This is a genomic window from Psychrobacter sp. SWN149 (genome assembly GCF_015864565.1).
Classification (GTDB): Bacteria; Pseudomonadota; Gammaproteobacteria; order Pseudomonadales; family Moraxellaceae; genus Psychrobacter.
The window spans coordinates 1-18,740 of the sequence record NZ_JADYWX010000004.1; the positions used below are offsets into that span (position 1 = coordinate 1).

At 43.1% G+C, this 18,740-nt stretch carries 10 protein-coding genes; 2 read left to right on the forward strand and 8 right to left on the reverse strand.

The window, feature by feature from the left end; all coding sequences use genetic code 11:
* Positions 1-3,594 (reverse strand): tandem-95 repeat protein (locus I6E86_RS07455; protein ID WP_197176643.1); only part of this gene is annotated, 3,594 nt, incomplete at its 3' end.
* Positions 3,595-4,329: 735 nt separating this feature from the next.
* On the opposite strand from I6E86_RS07455, the gene rsmA reads away from it, so the two are divergent.
* Together rsmA and I6E86_RS07465 are read left to right on the forward strand one after the other, a co-directional pair.
* Positions 4,330-5,193, forward strand: a complete 864-nt coding sequence (gene rsmA / locus I6E86_RS07460) for a 16S rRNA (adenine(1518)-N(6)/adenine(1519)-N(6))-dimethyltransferase RsmA (RefSeq protein WP_194364290.1) — start codon at positions 4,330-4,332, stop codon at positions 5,191-5,193.
* Between the two features lie 45 nt (positions 5,194-5,238).
* Positions 5,239-6,078, forward strand: a complete 840-nt coding sequence (locus tag I6E86_RS07465) for a symmetrical bis(5'-nucleosyl)-tetraphosphatase (RefSeq protein ID WP_197176644.1) — start codon at positions 5,239-5,241, stop codon at positions 6,076-6,078.
* An 86-nt stretch (positions 6,079-6,164) separates the two neighbouring features.
* Here the strand turns inward: I6E86_RS07465 and I6E86_RS07470 are convergent, their stop codons facing one another.
* The 7 genes from I6E86_RS07470 to ahcY all read right to left on the reverse strand — a co-directional run bounded on the left by I6E86_RS07470 (position 6,165) and on the right by ahcY (position 18,592).
* Positions 6,165-8,606, reverse strand: a complete 2,442-nt coding sequence (locus I6E86_RS07470) for a site-specific recombinase (protein ID WP_197176645.1) — start codon at positions 8,604-8,606, stop codon at positions 6,165-6,167.
* Positions 8,607-8,859: 253 nt separating this feature from the next.
* Positions 8,860-10,644, reverse strand: a complete 1,785-nt coding sequence (locus I6E86_RS07475; protein WP_197176646.1) for an acyl-CoA dehydrogenase C-terminal domain-containing protein — start codon at positions 10,642-10,644, stop codon at positions 8,860-8,862.
* Positions 10,645-10,949: 305 nt separating this feature from the next.
* Positions 10,950-12,743 carry an acyl-CoA dehydrogenase C-terminal domain-containing protein gene (locus I6E86_RS07480; protein WP_197176647.1) on the reverse strand — a complete coding sequence of 598 codons (1,794 nt, stop codon included), beginning with the start codon at positions 12,741-12,743 and terminating at the stop codon, positions 10,950-10,952.
* A gap of 544 nt (positions 12,744-13,287) precedes the next feature.
* Entirely contained in the window at positions 13,288-15,000 is a 1,713-nt protein-coding gene (locus I6E86_RS07485) for a putative bifunctional diguanylate cyclase/phosphodiesterase (protein WP_197176648.1), read from the reverse strand.
* Positions 15,001-15,153: 153 nt separating this feature from the next.
* Complete coding sequence (locus tag I6E86_RS07490; protein WP_197176649.1) at positions 15,154-16,020, reverse strand: 16S rRNA (uracil(1498)-N(3))-methyltransferase; 867 nt, start codon at positions 16,018-16,020, stop codon at positions 15,154-15,156.
* Between the two features lie 275 nt (positions 16,021-16,295).
* Positions 16,296-17,144 carry a methylenetetrahydrofolate reductase gene (locus I6E86_RS07495; protein ID WP_197176651.1) on the reverse strand — a complete coding sequence of 283 codons (849 nt, stop codon included), beginning with the start codon at positions 17,142-17,144 and terminating at the stop codon, positions 16,296-16,298.
* A 23-nt stretch (positions 17,145-17,167) separates the two neighbouring features.
* Positions 17,168-18,592: an adenosylhomocysteinase gene (ahcY, locus tag I6E86_RS07500; protein ID WP_197176653.1), complete on the reverse strand. Its 1,425-nt coding sequence runs from the start codon at positions 18,590-18,592 to the stop codon at positions 17,168-17,170.
* Between the last annotated feature and the right edge of the window lie 148 nt (positions 18,593-18,740).

Sequence of the window (18,740 nt, forward strand, 5' to 3'; positions counted from 1 at the left end):
GTTCACAAGATTTTTAGAATCGATTATATATGTATCATCTCCTATATCACCGAGCAGTCCGGTGTAATTAGATGAGTTACCACCGAAAATTAAGGTATCATTCCCAGCTTCGCCATATAGATGATCAGTTCCGCCACTTGATATTAAAATATCATCGCCATTGCCACCATAAATATAATCGTCTCCAGCAGATCCTCTTACAATATCAACCCTATCAGTTGAAGGTTTATATTCACTTGAAGCAGTAGCCATAACGAAATCTAAGGTTATGCTATTGCCAGCAACATCAGACGCTTGAATTTGATAGTTACCTTCTACAAAAGGAATGTTAGAAGCATCAGCAATAGGCACCAATACTCTATTTTCTGACTTAAATGCCTGAAGCGTGTCTTGCTCTATATCTGCATTGACTTCTAACTGATTAGTAGTGGTATTGAAGCTTAGGATTTGACCTAGTATTGGGGCAGTAGCATCAATAGTAATATCTTTCACCGCAGTGAAGCTTTCGTTGAGTGCTTCATCTGTCACCTTCGCTTTAAAGCTATAGTCACCATCTGCTAAGTTAGAAGCCGTGCCGTTTGCCAATACTTGCCATGTCACGCCTTGATCCTTTGAATACTGATACTCAACTTGGCTACCTGCTTCATTATTCTTAATGGTTAGATCAAAAGTATTGTCTTGAGTAACGCCATCGTCTTGAGATATTCCAGTATCTTCAAAGTTATTAAATACTAATTCACCTGCCTCTGGTGGTGTCGTATCAGAAGCAATATTAATACGATAAGCACCAATATAACTCCCTTGTAAGTCAACTACTTTGATATCGAACTTTTCTGCCAACTGAGATAGGTCTAAACCAAGCTCATTACCGTTTGAACGATAAACGTAAGAGCCATCAGCTGATAGTTCAAGTTGACCATTATCTGTATCTATAACAATAGGGCTAGATGCCGAACTACCTGCTTGAAATATAAGCGATTGTCCGTCTATTTGAAGCTCATAACCATTAGGTGCGTTGATTCCGCCATCGTCATCAGAAAAGATATTGCCCGTGACGTCTTGATAACCAGTAAAATCGATCGACTCTACATCTTTAGACTGCGTTACATTAAAGTCGATCGAAGATCCATATGAGTCTACATAGAGATACACAGTATATGTGCCTGGTGGTAAAGTATCCGTGCCAAAATCTACCAAGTAACTATTAGATCCTACTGATGAGATACTACCAGAGCTCGAAGCCGAGATTCCTGTCCCTTGAAGCTCATAGCTATAATAACCATTAATAACATTAGAGCCATTAGTAAGCCCCAGCTGAGACATCCCGTTTTGACCAGTTATTTCAAATTCTATAACTTCACTTATATAAGAGGAAGCCTGCTTTTCTACTACCGTTTGCTGAGCACTAACAACGTTAGTTTCAAACGTTTCTTGCAATTCAAGGTTATACACTTCGCTGAATGAGTTAACAGTCACATTTGCATTTTTAGTAATGGTTTCTGTGCCATCAGTGACCGTGTAGGTGAAGCTGTCGCTGCCATTAAAGTTGGTATTCGGTGTGTAGCTGTAGCTGCCATCAGCGTTGACACTGACTTCGCCATTAGCTGTTTCTGATGCCAGCATATAAGTTAATACATCGCCATCAACGTCAGTGGCTTTAGCCAGTGAGCCTTTAGCTACTGTGTCTTCAGTTGCCGCAATCGTAGTATTGGCTGAGACCGGCGCATCATTCACTGCTGCCACGTTAACGGTCGCGGTTTGGGTGATAACGCCGCCTTGACCGTCATTGATAGTATAAGTGAACGTGTCTTTACCATTAAAGTCAGCGTTTGGTGTATAGCTATAGCTACCGTCTTTACCGACAACAACCGTACCATTGGCAGCATTAGTAGCGATGGCGTAGGTCAAGGCATCATTGTCTGCGTCGGTAGCGGCTTCTAGTTTGCCAGTGGCAATCGTGTCTTCAGTCGCTGCAATTGTGCTGTTCTTTGAGACGGGTAGATCATTTACTGAAGCCACGGTAATGTTGGCCGTTTTAGTAATGGTTTCTGTGCCATCAGTGACCGTGTAGGTGAAGCTGTCGCTGCCATTAAAGTTGGTATTCGGTGTGTAGCTGTAGCTGCCATCAGCGTTGACACTGACTTCGCCATTAGCTGTTTCTGATGCCAGCATATAAGTTAATACATCGCCATCAACGTCAGTGGCTTTAGCCAGTGAGCCTTTAGCTACTGTGTCTTCAGTTGCCGCAATCGTAGTATTGGCTGAGACCGGTGCATCATTCACGGCTGCCACGTTAACGGTCGCGGTTTGGGTGATAATGCCGCCTTGACCGTCATTGATAGTATAAGTGAACGTGTCTTTACCATTGAAATCAGCGTTTGGTGTATAGCTATAGCTGCCGTCTTGACCGACAACAACCGTACCATTAGCAGCATTAGTAGCGATGGCGTAGGTCAAGGCATCACTGTCTGCGTCAGTCGCCGCTTCTAGTTTGCCAGTGGCAATCGTGTCTTCAGTCGCTGCAATTGTACTGTTCTTTGAGACGGGTAGATCATTTACTGAAGCCACGGTAATGTTGGCCGTTTTAGTAATCGTTTCTGTGCCATCAGTGACAGTATAAGTGAAGCTGTCTTGACCGTTGAAGTTGGCATTAGGGGTATAGTTGTAGCTACCATCAGTATTTACTGTCGCTGTACCGTTTTTAGCAGCGGTGCCAATAGTATAAGTTAATACATCGCCATCAACGTCAGTGGCTTTAGCCAGTGAGCCTTTAGCTACTGTGTCTTCAGTTGCCGCAATCGTAGTATTGGCTGAGACCGGCGCATCATTCACTGCTGCCACGTTAACGGTCGCGGTTTGGGTGATAACGCCGCCTTGACCGTCATTGATAGTATAAGTGAACGTGTCTTTACCATTAAAGTCAGCGTTTGGTGTATAGCTATAGCTACCGTCTTTACCGACAACAACCGTACCATTAGCAGCATTAGTAGCGATGGCGTAGGTCAAGGCATCATTGTCTGCGTCAGTCGCCGCTTCTAGTTTGCCAGTGGCAATCGTGTCTTCAGTCGCTGCAATTGTGCTGTTCTTTGAGACGGGTAGCTTGTTAGCAGGGGGCTTTGGTGAATTATCACTTGAACCACTGCCTATAGCTGCAACTCCTAGTGCTACAGCACCTAATGAACCCAATAAAACACCATTGCTTATACCTCCAACTAACGAGGTATCACCGAGCATTTCTGACACAAGTGTCGAATAAGAGGTCTCTGAGACTGTTTGTGATGTTATACCTGTCTCAGAATTCACATAATTAAACTCAACAAAACCCGAATCACTAATTGTACCAAGCTGAACATCATCTGTTAAATAGTAATCCTCAATAGTCAGTAACGTCTCACCATTTTCATCTGCAATCAATAGGTCATCAGCTACTTTTTTAGCTTTTAATTTTTTAGTTGGTTGACCTGTTTTAGCATCTATTAAGGCAATTTGCATGCCTTCTTCAGCAACGATATTAGTAGGTTGGTTGCTATTTAATACTTGATTTATCAATTTGACATTATCTTTTTGTAAGACTAGTTGAGTTGTTTCTGTCATTAGACATCCTTATTAAACTCTCTTATAAATTAAGAAAGCTTTCTTATGCGGGAGAAGTTTTGTTTTATGTAGGTAACATTAACTAACAATATTGATACTACTATAATCTACATTAGTTTAATTTAATAGGGAGTAAGACTAAAGTTTTTGCTTCCCATTTAAATATGTAATAAATACTTAATGAGGATTATTGTAGAGCTTAGTGGGTATGAGAAGTGCTAATAGTTCGATTAATAACTGCTTGAGAGTTTTGGAGTGCGCTGGTGAGACAGTGCTAATACTGTTAGTGCAGGCTTACGTTACCATGTAAAATGACAGTGAATGGTCAAATTTGTACGTTTTGCCAATATTTATTAAGGCAGATCAAGAATAATAGGGGTAACAGATATAATTCATGCTATCTGAGTGACATTGATAGTGAAAAGCATACCATTAAATATACTGTGACTATCTTAGAGAGTTAAAACGTTGATACTATTAGGCTATAGGCTATAGGCTATAGCCAAAGGTTAAAGTCCTCATTAGGACACTGCCTTCGTTCCTATAAATGGAGCTTATGTTAAATGGTTTTCACCCAAAAAAAGCCACCGGCTCGGTTGCGCTAAAGTATGGGCATTTTATCGATAAAATGTCTCAAAAACACAGCCTAATTATGAGCTGTGGTATAATTTGTCATTATAATACCAGCACATTGCTGCCATAGCCCATTTCTCTTTTATACATGAAGCCCTTTTTATGTCCAAAACTTCGTTTGATGCTCAAACTATTTCTAATAGCCTACGTGCTGCTAAACACCAACCGCGTAAACGCTTCGGCCAAAATTTCTTACATGACCGTAGTGTTATCCGTGAGATTGTTGAAAGTATTCGCTTAGAGCGCGATGACAATTTAATCGAGATCGGGCCGGGGATGGGCGCGTTGACTGAGCCGTTATTGGCAGAGGTGGATGCGATGACGGTCGTAGAGCTAGATCGTGATTTGGCAGACAGCTTACGTATTCGTATCGGCGCCAATAGCCATCCAAACTTTGAGATTGTCAAAAACAATGCCATGCATGTAGATTATCGTGAGTTCTACAGTGAAGAACGCGGTAAGCTGCGCGTGGTGGGTAATCTACCGTATAACATCTCAACGCCTATCTTGTTTCATCTGCTTAGCTATGCGGATGTGATTCAAGACATGCATTTTATGTTGCAAAAAGAAGTGGTCGAGCGCATCACAGCTGATGTCGGTAGCAAAACCTATGGCCGTTTGTCTGTCATTATGCAGTACCACTGTGATACAGATTATTTGCTGACAGTGCCTCGAGGCGCTTTTAATCCGCCCCCAAAAGTGACCAGTGCTGTATTCCGCCTGACACCGCATATCAACAAGCCCATCGTTGCGAACGACGAAGAGCATTTTGCCATTGTCGTACGTGAGACCTTTAACCATCGCCGCAAGACATTACGCGCAATCTTTAAAAAATCAACGTTGTTACCGACGCTGAGCGAAGATGATTTTGCAGCGTGCAGTATTGATCCGCAAGCACGTCCTGAGACCTTGAGCGTTACAGATTTTGTCAATCTAAGCAACCATTCAAGGCATTTAGAAGTATAAGTGCTGATTTTTCTGCCATTATCATCTCTAAAACATTGAGGTATTATGAGTTTTCGCCATCAGTACGTCATTGGTGACTTGCAAGGTTGCCATGCAGCTTATCTGCAATTACTAAAAACACTAGATTTTGATCCTGCTCAAGACAAGTTATGGTTTGCCGGTGATTTGGTGGCGCGTGGTGAAGATTCATTGAATACGCTGCGTGATGTAAAGGCATTGTGCGAGCAGGGTGCTGCCGCCACTGTGTTGGGCAATCATGATCTTAACTTGATTGCGGTATGGCGCGGTGCTGCCAAAATTAAGCGTAAAGACAAAACAGCACCTATTTTTGCCGCTGATGACTGTGATGAGCTGCTCGAATGGCTGCGTCGGCAGCCGATACTGGCTTATCCAGATGATCATACGGTGCTGGTACATGCTGGTATTCCACCGCACTGGACTATTGACGCGGCAGAAAGACACGCTCAGGAGCTAGAATCACAACTGCAAGGCAGCTTGAAACAGCTCGATCGATTATTACCGAATTTGTATAGCAAAGAAGCTGATGAGTGGCATGCAAGCATCAATGGCTTTACCAAGATGCGCGCGATTGCCAACTACTTCACTCGGATGCGTCTGTGCAAACAAGATGGATCGCTTGAGTTTAGCTTTTCAGGGGAGTTGGATGAGCCGATGCCAGACGGTTTCTTTCCTTGGTTTGAGTGGCCAGTACCGCGCGCGCGTAAGATATTATTTGGCCACTGGGCGGCTCTAAAAGCGGAAGTTGATTTGCCAATAGCGCGTGCGCTTGATGGTGGCTGTGTTTGGGGCAACCATTTATTGGCTTATAGGTTAGGGGATGGTCAAGTAATCACGTCTAGCGCCCATTGCCACGTTGATATTTGAGGCATAAAAGCCGTTTTTACGGTTCGTTTTAGTGGTTGATACATTAGATTAACAGGCAATGTACCAAAACCACCAAAGTCACCCATCTAATTGGGTAGCTTTGGTGGTTTTTTAGGTTTTGGCAAAGGGTTTTTGGCATCACCAGTAGGTTTGTCATCATGGTCGGTGTCACTATGCTCATCAGCGATAATATCATTGTGCTCGCTATCAATGGTACTGATGGTCTTAGTGGCTTTGTCATACTGGATATCATCAGTATACGGCATGCTGTTCAGTTCATCATCTACCAAGCCATCATCTAAATCCATGACTTTTTTGGGAGAGGTATGAGGCTGAGTATAATCGCCGTTTGGCTGATTGTCATAGTATATGTCTGTACTTGTTTGAGTGGTTTGCTTAGACTCAGGCAATATTCTGACATCAGACAATCGGCGCACCACATAATTACTGGGTATGGCTTTGCCATTTTTTTGTGCCGAGGTATCATCAAATATCATATGACCTTGGCTATCAATCCGTGCATACTTCATGGGCTTATCGCGCGGCCAAAAGAAGTCAGAGGGGTGGCTGATAATATGACCAAACACGAGCTTTGTGAGGCGACTCCATTCAAAGAAACGCACTTCTTTAGAACGCAGAGCGACAAATAATGCCAGCGAAAAGCTGACGACCAAGTTAACCATACCAATAAGCGCCACGCCAAGTATGGACAGCAGAATGATATTCCAGTTTATGTCATCAATCGAGGAGTTAAACAGTCCGTGTGCTAAGTTGGCCGAGGCAAAGGCAATATGACGAATATCAATTGGTAGGCCAAATAAATAGCCAATCGTTGCGGTACTGCCTAAGAAAACCCCGAACAAGAAATTACCCATGATAGCGCCCAAGTTGGCTTCTATAAAGCCTCCTAAGCGTTGCAGCCATGCTTTGGGCAGTAGGAACTGTAATAATCTATGGCGCTGTATACGAGCGCCAACATTGTTATATACGGCTAGATTGTCATAATAACCGGCAATCAAACCAGATAAAAACAAGTACACACCAGCAATCGCAGCATGAGGAAGTGCCAACGAATGAAAGGGGTCTAAGTCATGGAGTAGGTGACCTGCTTTTTCAGTGCCAATCATTGGCGCACCTGTGTACTGCAACCAAGCAAAAGAGATGATAAGCGCAACAGGTATAGCCAACATGACGTTACCCATAATGGCAATAAACTGCGTGCGCAAAATATCAACGACCAACTCTGAAAGTTTGGTCAGTTGGTGAGACTTTTTACCAGAACCTTCAGAGATGGTAGAGGCAATGGCTGCTGCTGTCATGGCGGGCTGCTTGGTTGCTACGGTGCCCCGAATAACATGAATGAAAACAAAGCCCAAGCCATAAATCATACTATTGATAAATGCTCGGCCCATAGGGGCAAGTGCCAAATGATAAGCCAATATCTTTATGGTTGCCATAAAGGCAATCACGAAACCACCAATAGAGGCTTTTTTGAGCATCTTTTGATAGCCAGCTTTATCGGTACTGATATAGTGCTCACCCACACGGCTTGCATTTTCGGTGACTTTACGCGAGAGCAGTTTGGTGTTGTTATCAATCAGGTAGCCGATACTATAACGGCGATTGGCAGTGGTAATCAGGGCTTGTATCAGCTCAATAACGGCTCGATCTCGCTTTTGGTTGTCATCGGTCACAAGCTCCGTCAAAATCCGTATCCGCTGCAAACTTTGATCCAAACGCAGCATCATATTGGTCAAACGAATAGAGATACCTGTTTTATAAATACGTTTACGTACCGTGGCTACTATGTCTTCGCATTGCTCTAACATGACCAGTAAAGGTGCTGGATCAACGGCATGCTCAGGGGTAATGTCAGTGAGGGTATCCAATTCATGCGCTTGACGGTATTGATTGACAAAAAGTACCGCTTCTTGGTTTTGTGCCACAAAAGAGGCTGAATAATTCAGCATTTGAGGATAGGAGTCCATCAAATCAGGATGCAAACCAAGACCACTAATACGATATGATAGAATAATGATGGCATTCAAAATGCTGTTTTTTGCCGTCGCTACTAAATTTAAGTGCTTGTCTTCTACTTTAATCTGCTTGACCAGATCATCCCATTTGTCTTTTTCGATATTGTTGAGCCAACGTTCATCAGAGCGTTTGTCAAACAAATAACCAACCAGTTCAACCACTGAGTCATCTTGAGGTAATATCGGCAAAAAACGATGACCGATCAGCCGTCGTAAACTGTTAAAGAATCCTTGATCTGACATGATGCCCGTATCGGTATACAGCGCGATTTGTCGATACTGGATAATCAGTTTTAGCACAAAGCTAGACAGACCGTCACCATATTCTGGATGCTGATGCAAAATATCAATGAGATCTTGGATTTTTTCATTGGCTAAAGCAGGTTCTTTATCACTGACACGTAGCTCATCAATCAAACGTTTGAGCACCGAAGGATCGGGCACATCACTGAGGGCGGTAATTTGTTGTAAAATGCGTTTTAATTCTGACACGTCGCACCCTTTATCATAGTTGTTTCAATCGTTTTTATTATTTAATACTATGCATTACATAGTGGGGAGTAATGCGTTTTTGAAATTTGGTAAGGTTCTAATTTTATTTTAGCAACACTTTGTCCTGCATCATTTTAATCGTAACCACACATCGATAGTGAATTATTTTGTTAGCAGTTATTTTGACAAAAAAAAGGACAGTAACAAGACTGTCCTTTTTATTAGAATTTTATATAATCTTTGCGATGACCATTTAGCTAGCAGGTACATCGAAGTAATCAAGATCAAAGTTCATCATTGGATCACTACCAGCTTTGACCATCTGTGCATGCGACTCGATACGTGGCAATATACGACCGACGAAATAATCGGCTAGCTTGGCTTTATTGGTATAAAAATCACCTTCTTTACCATCAGCAGCTTCGACCATCATCGCAAACATGTATGAATAAGACAAGTAACCAAAAGCATGCATATAATCTACTGCACAGCCATTAACTTCGTTTTTGCGTTCGCCAATATTACTTAGTACCGTGTTGGTAAGTGTTTCAATGGTATCTGCCGCATCTAACGTGGCTTGTTTGATACCATGATCTGCTTGCATATTATTGACAAAGTCACGAATCTCACCCAAGAAGTGAGTGACGTATTTACCATTGTTACGAGCCACTTTACGACCCAATAGATCAAGTGCTTGAATGCCGTTGGTGCCTTCATAAATCTGAGCGATACGGGTATCACGTACGATTTGCTCCATACCCCATTCACGGATATAGCCATGACCACCAAAGACCTGTTGGCAATCAACCGTCGCTTCTAGAGCTTTGTCAGTCAAGAAAGCCTTAGCAACTGGCGTCAGTAGAGCAACGCGAGCAGCGGCAGCTTTTGCTGATTCAGGATCAGTACTAAACTTCTCTTCATCAAGGTTCTTGGCAACGTACATCGCAAAGCAACGTGAGGCTTCGGTGTTGGCTTTGGCATTCAATAGCATACGGCGCACATCAGCATGATGAATGATGGCATCAGCAGGTTTTTCTGGGCTTTGAAGCTGTGTATCGCTACGACCTTGACCACGGTCATTGGCATATAGCGCCGCATTTTGATAAGCAAGCTCAGAACCGCCAAGGCCTTGTAGACCCATGGTGACACGTTCGTAGTTCATCATAATGAACATTGATGACAGACCTGTGTTTTCTGCACCAACCATCCAACCTTTGGCATTATCAAAGTTCATCACACAAGTGGCAGAGGCTTTGATGCCCATTTTGTGCTCAATAGAACCAACTGCTAATGTATTGCGCTCGCCCAAGCTACCATCTGCATTGACCAAGAATTTTGGTACCACAAACAATGAGATACCTTTTGAGCCTTCTGGTGCATTAGGTGTTTTTGCCAATACCAGATGAATGATATTGTCAGTGAGGTCATGCTCACCGCCCGTGATAAAGATTTTGGTACCAGAGATGTCATAGCTGCCATCATCATTAGGCACCGCTTTGGTTTTGATAATACCCAAGTCAGTACCCGCATGCGGTTCAGTCAAGCACATGGTGCCTGCCCATTCACCATTGTACATTTTTTCTAGGTAAGTTTGTTTTTGCTCTTCAGAGGCTGCTGCGTTTAGGCATAGCGTCGCACCAACGGTTAGATTTGGGTACAGTGCAAACGATTGGTTTGCAGTAAATACCATCTCTTCTGTCAGCATGGTCACCATTTTAGGGAACCCTTGACCGCCGTATTCTGCATTACCACTTAACCCAACCCAACCTGATTCAGCAAATTGCTTGTACGCTTCTTTAAAACCTGTTGGGGTAGTGACGACGCCATCGCCATGAAAGGTTGCGCCTTCTTCATCACCACTGCGATTGATAGGCAATAGAACGTTTTTAGACAGTTTTGCCATTTCTTCTAAGATCATATCGACTGTTTCTATATCGACATGAGCGAGGTTTTCGTTATTTTGCCAAAATTTAGGCGCATTAAATACATCATTTAAGATAAAGCGCATGTCATTAAGAGGGGCATTATAAACAGCCATAAACATTCCTTTGATTCAAATGAATAAAATTAGATTCTTTGAGATTATTAATAGTTCTCTTGATATAGCATTAGAGGTGAATAACCAAAGTTTAACAAATAAGCGTGTGAGCGAGTGTATTTGTTCGTGAATTGTGCGTGCACCAAAAGTTAGTAGCGACTATTGTGATGCTGAAATACATCTCAAGTGTTAAACCCACCATTGACGTATAGTGCTAACAAGATGAACAGTGCTACAAAATAAATCGGCAACATACTATGGTATGTTGCCGATCATGTATCTTAGCTAATTTATAAAGTCTTTAATTAAAAGGCAAACTGCTCAACATCCATGCTCATGTACGGCTCAACACCAGTGCTGATGCGCTCTACGTGTGTGGTAGTACGTGGAAGCAATTTGGCAAAATAGAACTGTGCCGTCTTGATTTTAGCATCATAGAATGCAGGCTCGCTGCTGCCATCAGCAATAGCGGTTTGTGCCACAAGTGCCATACGTGCCCATAAATAAGCCAAAGTCACATAACCACTGAAGTACATATAATCAACCGCTGCACCGCCTACTGCTTCAGGGCTTTCAGTGGCTTGCATGCCAATGCGTGCTGTTAAGTCGCCCCATTCTTTTAGATGCTTGACTAGTGGACGGATAAATTGACCCATCTCATCATTTTCTTTGTTTTCATCACAGAAGTCTTGGATAACTTTGACAAAGTTTGCAAGCAGCTTACCTTGTGAACCCAATACTTTGCGGCCCAATAGATCAAGTGCTTGGATTTCAGTCGTACCTTCATATAGACAAGCGATACGGGTATCACGCACGTTTTGCTCCATACCCCATTCACTTACAAAGCCATGACCGCCATAGACTTGAATGCCATGGTTGGCCGCTTCTAGACCAGTCTCGGTCAAAAATGCTTTAGCGATTGGTGTCAACAATGACAGCATTTGATCAGCAAATTTAAGCTCTTCGCCTTCGCCTTTTGCGACAGTATCCGCAAAATGTGAGAGATAATAGACCAATGCACGGCCACCTTCAGCAAAGGCTTTTTCGGTCAATAGCATGTTGCGAACCGCTGGATGTACAATAATTGGGTCAGCTACTTTTTCTGGTGCTTTGGTACCTGACAAAGAGCGCATGGCCAAACGATCTTTGGCATAAGTCAATGAGCCTTGGAAAGCATACTCTGCAGCAGTCAAGCCCTGAACAGCCGTACCGATACGGGCAACGTTCATGAAAGTAAACATGCACTGTAGGCCGCGGTTTTCTGGGCCAATTAGGTAACCTGTTGCGCCATCGAAGTTGATGACACAAGTGGCAGAGGCTTTAATACCCATTTTATGCTCGATAGAGCCACAAACGACATTGTTGCTTTCGCCAACGCTACCATCTTCTTGAACCGTCATTTTAGGAACGATAAACAATGAGATGCCTTTTGTGCCAGCAGGTGCGCCTGGTAAACGCGCCAATACAATGTGAATAATATTGTCGGTTAAATCATGCTCGCCGGCTGAGATAAAAATCTTTTGACCAGTAATACTATAGCTACCATCTTCTTTAGGCTCAGCTTTGGTACGGATGATACCCAAGTCAGAACCCGCATGTGCTTCAGTCAGACACATCGTACCTGACCATTCACCGCTGATCATTTTTTCTAAATAGATGTTTTTCTGCTCATCAGTACCATGATGCTCGATGGTTTGGATCGCACCATGTGATAGGCCTGGGTACATAGAGAATGACCAGTTAGCCGTACCAACCATCTCATTGATGACCGTTGACAGTGAAAACGGCATGTTTTGACCACCAAATGCTTCTTCAGCAGACAAAGCAGGGAAGCCAAGCTCACAATAAGCTTTATAGGCTTCTTTGAAGCCTTTTGGCGTGGTGACAACACCATTTTCAAACTTACAGCCTTCAGCATCACCGCTTTGGTTGAGTGGCGACAGCTCATTTTCAGCAAAGCTTGCAGCCATTTCAAACAGGCTATCCATCAGCTCGCGGTCCGCTTCTTGAAATGCAGGTAGCGTTTTGTAGTGGCTTTCGCTATCTAGTAGTTCATGCATAACGAATTGAATATCACGTAAGGGCGCTTTGTATTGCATAACTTCCTGTCCTTTTTGGAATGTAACCAATCACAGTCAGTATTAGGCATAAAATTGCACTGGTATGTAGTGCATGGATTCGGCCTGACTTACGCTAAAAATTAAACCAGCAGTAAGTATAAAAACAGATTGACTGTGTTATTGATGACATAAAATAGTATTGAAAAAATCATGATTGTTAGAGTCGATAGACGACTAAATGAGTTCTAACAAATTCACTATAAAAGATAGGCGTTCATAGGAAATTATACAAGTTTGGTGACAGGACTGATAAGTCATGAACCTATCTTGCATCAATTATACAATCAACGTTAGGCGCAAAAAAATCATCGTAATAACCCTATGAAAACTTTCATGATGCTAAGAATTATCATCATTAGCGCGCTACATTTTTTAGCCGATTTAGACCGCTATTGATTGCACTGAACCACACTAAAGCGATGCTCTAAAAAAGCCGCTACAACTGTATTTGCAGCGGCGCCTCTGTTAACTGTGTCTGATAGGATGTCATGCTTACCATCAATAGGGCGTATTAACAGCAGTTCTATTTAGCAGCGTACTGTTCCATTAGCATCTTGGTCGCAGCATCAGCAGTTACTGGTTTGCTAAACCAATAACCTTGACCGTTCTCACAGCCCATGCCTAACAAAACATCACGCTGTTCCACTGTTTCAATACCTTCGGCGACAACCTGCATGTCTAGCGCAACTGCTAAATCCAAAATGGCTTTGACGATAGCGTACTGGGTGCGATCGGTATCAATATTTGAGATAAAGCTTTTATCGATTTTAATAAAGTCGAAAGGATACTCTTGTAAGTAGCTCAAAGACGCATAGCCAGTACCAAAATCGTCTAGAGCAAGACAAATTCCCAACTCTTTTAGTAAATTTAGTTGTTTTCTGACATTATCATGACGTTGAATCAAAGAAGATTCAGTCACCTCAATATGTAATTGATGTGCGGCAATACCATGCTCCACCAGCAAGCCACTTACCATCGCAAAAAACTCAGGATGACTAAATTCAGCGGCATCCGCATTGATACAAACATGCTGAGAAAATCCTTGCTGCTGCCAAATTGACAGCTGCTTTGCAATCTGAATGGCCATTTGTGAAAACAGCTCAAACGACAGCTTATGAGTGAGAATAGCATCGATGAAGTGTATGGGCTTTAACAGTCCGCGAGTTGGATGCTGCCAACGCACGAGTGCCTCAAATCCTGTAATCTCACCAGTATCTAATGAGAATTTTGGCTGATAGTGGGGGACAAACTGACCTGCTGTGGTAGCCAGCCTAAGCTCAGCCTCGAGTTGTAAGCTGCCTGCAGTATCCTCTTCAATGGCATCATCATACCAGCGGATGTCATCCCCGCCATGTTGTTTGACATATTGTAAGGCTTTCTCAGCTTTGGTCAGTAGTTCTATGACATCACAATCGTCTTTTGGAAAATAACTGACGCCAATAGATACGTGATAATAAATATTGTTGTCAGCAGCTTGCTTTTTTCCCAAAGAAAAAGGACGTTCACACATTTGCATGAGTGTGTCTAGCTGATGGCGTACTAGGTTGGCGTCATTATATTCAAACAGCAAGGCAAAGTCGTCACCACCAAAGTGGGAGAAACATCGTAGGTTTTTTAATTTGAGTGCTTCGACACCTGAGACAAAGTTCTTTATTAATTTATTGGTACCTTCAGGTCCTAACAAGCTCGAAAGATTGCGATAGCGATCGATATTCAGACGTACCACCACCACTTCTTGGTAACTGTCTAATAATATATCGCTGGTCTGATTCAAAAAAACTTTTCGGTTAGGCAGTCCTGTCAATTGATCGTAGTTGAGCAAATGTGCGAGCTGTTTTTGGTCTTTCACCGCCGAAGACAGGTCTTGTATCATACAAACATGGTAGGTGCCTTGCTCGATATGGATTCTACGGTAGGTGATATGGCAATCTAATGTCTGTCCATAGCGATTGGCCATGGAAAAATCAAGCTCATAAAACCCGTGTTCATCTAAGTTGTGATGGATGTCTCTTAAAATAGACTGTTCTTCAACTGATAAAAACTCAGCAGCATAAATACCTAGTGGTCGACCAACCAAAAAGGCCTCTTTATAGCCTATCATAAGCTCATAGCTGGCATTAACAGATAGATAGCGTAAATTGCTATCTAATATAAATATGGCATCTTCGAGGCGTTCGCACAGTTCGGTCATTAATTGTTGTTTGGTCAATACTGACAAGGGTTCAAAATTGCTCATAATAAGATCTCACAAAAGAGAATGGCTTATAGGAAATAAGAATTGAACTATCAAGGCATGCTTAATCAGTGACAAATAAAAAACAGCAGGCTCTTAGATAGTAGGTGTAAATGATCTAAAATGCTATTGTTATTCCATTATTTACCAGTTTTATCAAACACTTAATGCATGCAAGGTAGACAGTGCGACCACGGGTGCTGTTTCGGTACGTAGTACTCTGGGACCAATTTGCCAAGGTCTAAAACCAACGGATGATGCCTGCTGACGCTCATCAAGACTTAAACCGCCTTCAGGGCCAATCAGTAATTTAATATAAGGGGTTTCTTGTTTAAGGATTTGGAGTAAGTTATCAGGCATTGCAGGCTGACCCGCTGCTGGCACACTCATTTGCATACACAGGTCTGCAGGTTGTAGTAAGGCTTGATAATAAGTATCTTGACTGAGCAGAGCAACAATGGGGCTAACGGTCAGCTGTCTATTAGAAGTATCAGAATCTAAAGATTTTAGCCAGTCATTAATAGACAAAGGGGAGAGAATCAACGGTGGGCGGTTGAGACCGCACTGCTCACAGGCAGCGATAGCCACTTGTTGCCAGTGTGCGAGTTTTTTGTCTACCTGAGCGGGTTTTAGAGAGATTTCCCCATGGTGGCTACTAAGCAATTGGATGGCCGTGACGCCAAGCTCAGTGGCTTTTTGGATAGCGTAATCCATACGCTCTCCGCGGCTCATGACCAGACCTATTTTACAAAAAATCGGTGCGGTTTTATCATCTGTAACTTGCGATAGCAATGTGGCTGTCGCCGATTTTTTGCTAATGCTCTTAAGCTGAGCTTGATATTCACCGCCAAACCCATCAAACAAGATACCTTGATCACCAATACTTGCTCGCAATACGCGGCACCAATGATGAACAATATTATCTGGTAGTTCAAGCTCACTACCTATTGAGAGCGCTTTTAGCTTGATTGAGAGCGAGGTATCACTGCTGGCACTTCCATGGCTATAAAAAAAACGTCGCACGTTATCTTATTCCTATTATTTGATTAAGCTTAGTTATTATCGGGTTGGTAGAATATCACTTGAGACAATTAAAGACATTTATTTTATGAGAATTTTTCTTAGTAAAAGTTGTTTTTATAAAAACAATATTATTGCACAGTGAAGATATTTTTAATAATAAAATAAGACGAAGTGTACAAATATAATTACGAATGGTTCTCAATAAGAGTTTTACCAATAAAAATGGCGCTCCTAGGAGCGCCACTTTTATTGGTAAGTTCAGTAGAGGTGAGGGACTAAGCAGTCAACCCCAAGGCTTCAACCAAGCGTTTATTGGGCTCAACTTTGTTCATGCTATAAAAGTGCATGGCGGGTGCGCCCTCGGCGATTAAGCGCTCACAGAGACGATATACCACATCAAAACCAAACTCGCGGATGGCTTTACGATCATCACCAAAGTCAGCCAGCTGCTTACGCACAAAACGTGGAATATCAGCGCCGCAGCTGTCAGCAAAGCGTATCAAATTGCTAGAGTTGGTGATTGGCATGATGCCAGCAACCAATGGCTTAGCAACCGTATCAATACCACGCTGCTCTAATGCATCACGCAAATATAAGTAGCTGTCAGCATTATAAAAAAACTGAGTGATGGCCGCATTTGCACCAGCTTGGTACTTATTCACTAGGTTATCAATATCGAACCCAAAGCTGCGTGCTTGTGGGTGCATTTCAGGATAAGCGGCCACCTCGATGTGAAAGTGATCCCCTGAATGCTCGCGAATAAATTTAACCAAATCCAGTGCAAATGGTAGCTCGCCCATGCCAACTTGCCCTGATGGCAAGTCACCACGTAGGGCGACCAAACGCTTGATACCTAAACTCTTATAGTGCGTCAGTAGCTCAGCGATTTGCACTTTGTCATCACCAATACAGGAGATGTGCGGTGCAATTTCGGTGTCACCGCGCGCGCACAAGGCTTGTACGATGTCTAAGGTGCGACTACGGGTTGAGCCGCCTGCACCATAAGTCACCGAAAAGTACGCAGGTGCCAGCTCGTTAAGATCATCATAAGTACTCAGCAGTTTTTCGTGCCCTTGCTCAGATTTGGCAGGAAAAAACTCAAAAGAGAAAGCAGGCTTACTCATCGTCGTGCTCCTCAGTACTTTGATTAGTATTTATAAGCGTCAGGCTTAAATGGACCTTCAACAGGGACACCTAAGTACTCGGCTTGCTTGCTAGTTAGCTTGGTCAAAGTGCCGTTAAAGCCTGCAACCATAGCAGCAGCCACTTCTTCGTCTAGCTTTTTAGGCAATACTTTTACGTATAAGTTATCGGTACGCTTGTCTGCTGGCAAGTCTGCGAATTTTTCATCAAACAAGTACATTTGCGCCAATACTTGGTTGGCAAATGAGCCGTCCATTACGCGTGATGGGTGACCAGTTGCATTACCTAGGTTCACTAGGCGGCCTTCAGCAAGCAAGATCAAATAATCGTTTTCATCGTCTGAGCGGAAGATTTGATGCACTTGTGGCTTGATCTCAACCCAGCGCCAGTTGTCACGCATGAATTGGGTGTCAATTTCGGTATCGAAGTGACCAATGTTACAAACGACTGCACCAGGTTTCAGTGCTGCTAGCATATGACGATCACATACATGGTAGTTACCAGTGGTGGTAACGATCATGTCAGTATCTTCAAGCAAACGCGTGTTAATGTTGTCTGCGCCGCCAGTGTTATCACCATTAATGTAAGGTGACAATACTTCAAAGCCGTCCATACATGCCTGCATAGCACAGATAGGATCAACTTCTGATACACGTACGATCATGCCTTCTTGACGTAAGCTTTGCGTAGAGCCTTTGCCTACATCACCATAACCGATAACCAAAGCGCGGCGACCAGCAAGGAACATGTCGGTAGCGCGTTTGATAGCATCATTCAAGCTATGACGGCAACCGTATTTGTTGTCATTTTTAGACTTAGTAACAGCGTCGTTGACGTTGATGGCTGGTACTTTAAGTGTGCCTTTGGCAAGCATTTCAACCAAACGATGGACACCAGTAGTCGTCTCTTCTGAGATACCATGAATGCTATCAAGCAGCTCAGCATAATCATTATGAATTAAAGCAGTTAAGTCACCGCCGTCATCCAAAATTAGGTTGGCATCCCAAAGTTGGCCTGATGCTTCGCCGCCCACGTGAATTTGCTGACGCAAGCACCATTCGTACTCTTCTTCTGTTTCGCCTTTCCAAGCATAAACAGAGATACCAGCAGCAGCAATTGCAGCTGCAGCATGGTCTTGAGTTGAGAAGATGTTACATGATGTCCAACGTACTTCAGCACCTAGCGCGACGAGTGTCTCGATAAGTACAGCCGTTTGAATGGTCATGTGGATACAGCCAGCGATTTTAGCGCCTTTAAGCGGCTGATCGGCTTCGTAGCGACGACGCAAACCCATAAGGGCAGGCATTTCGGCTTCAGCAAGGGTGATTTCACGGCGGCCGTAATCAGCAAGGCTAATATCAGCGACTTTATAGTCAGTGAAAGAGGGATCGATCGTATGGGCAGATGGGGTGTTAGACACTGCGTCCATAATATGCTCCTATCAGTGGTTAATTTATGATAAAAAGAATAAAAACGCAGGTGCCGTTGTTTGCGCTGTGAGTGACCAAAAATAGGACACTCGACAGTTAACCGAGCCTAACATAACCTATAATTTGCATGATTTTAGCTTTCAATGC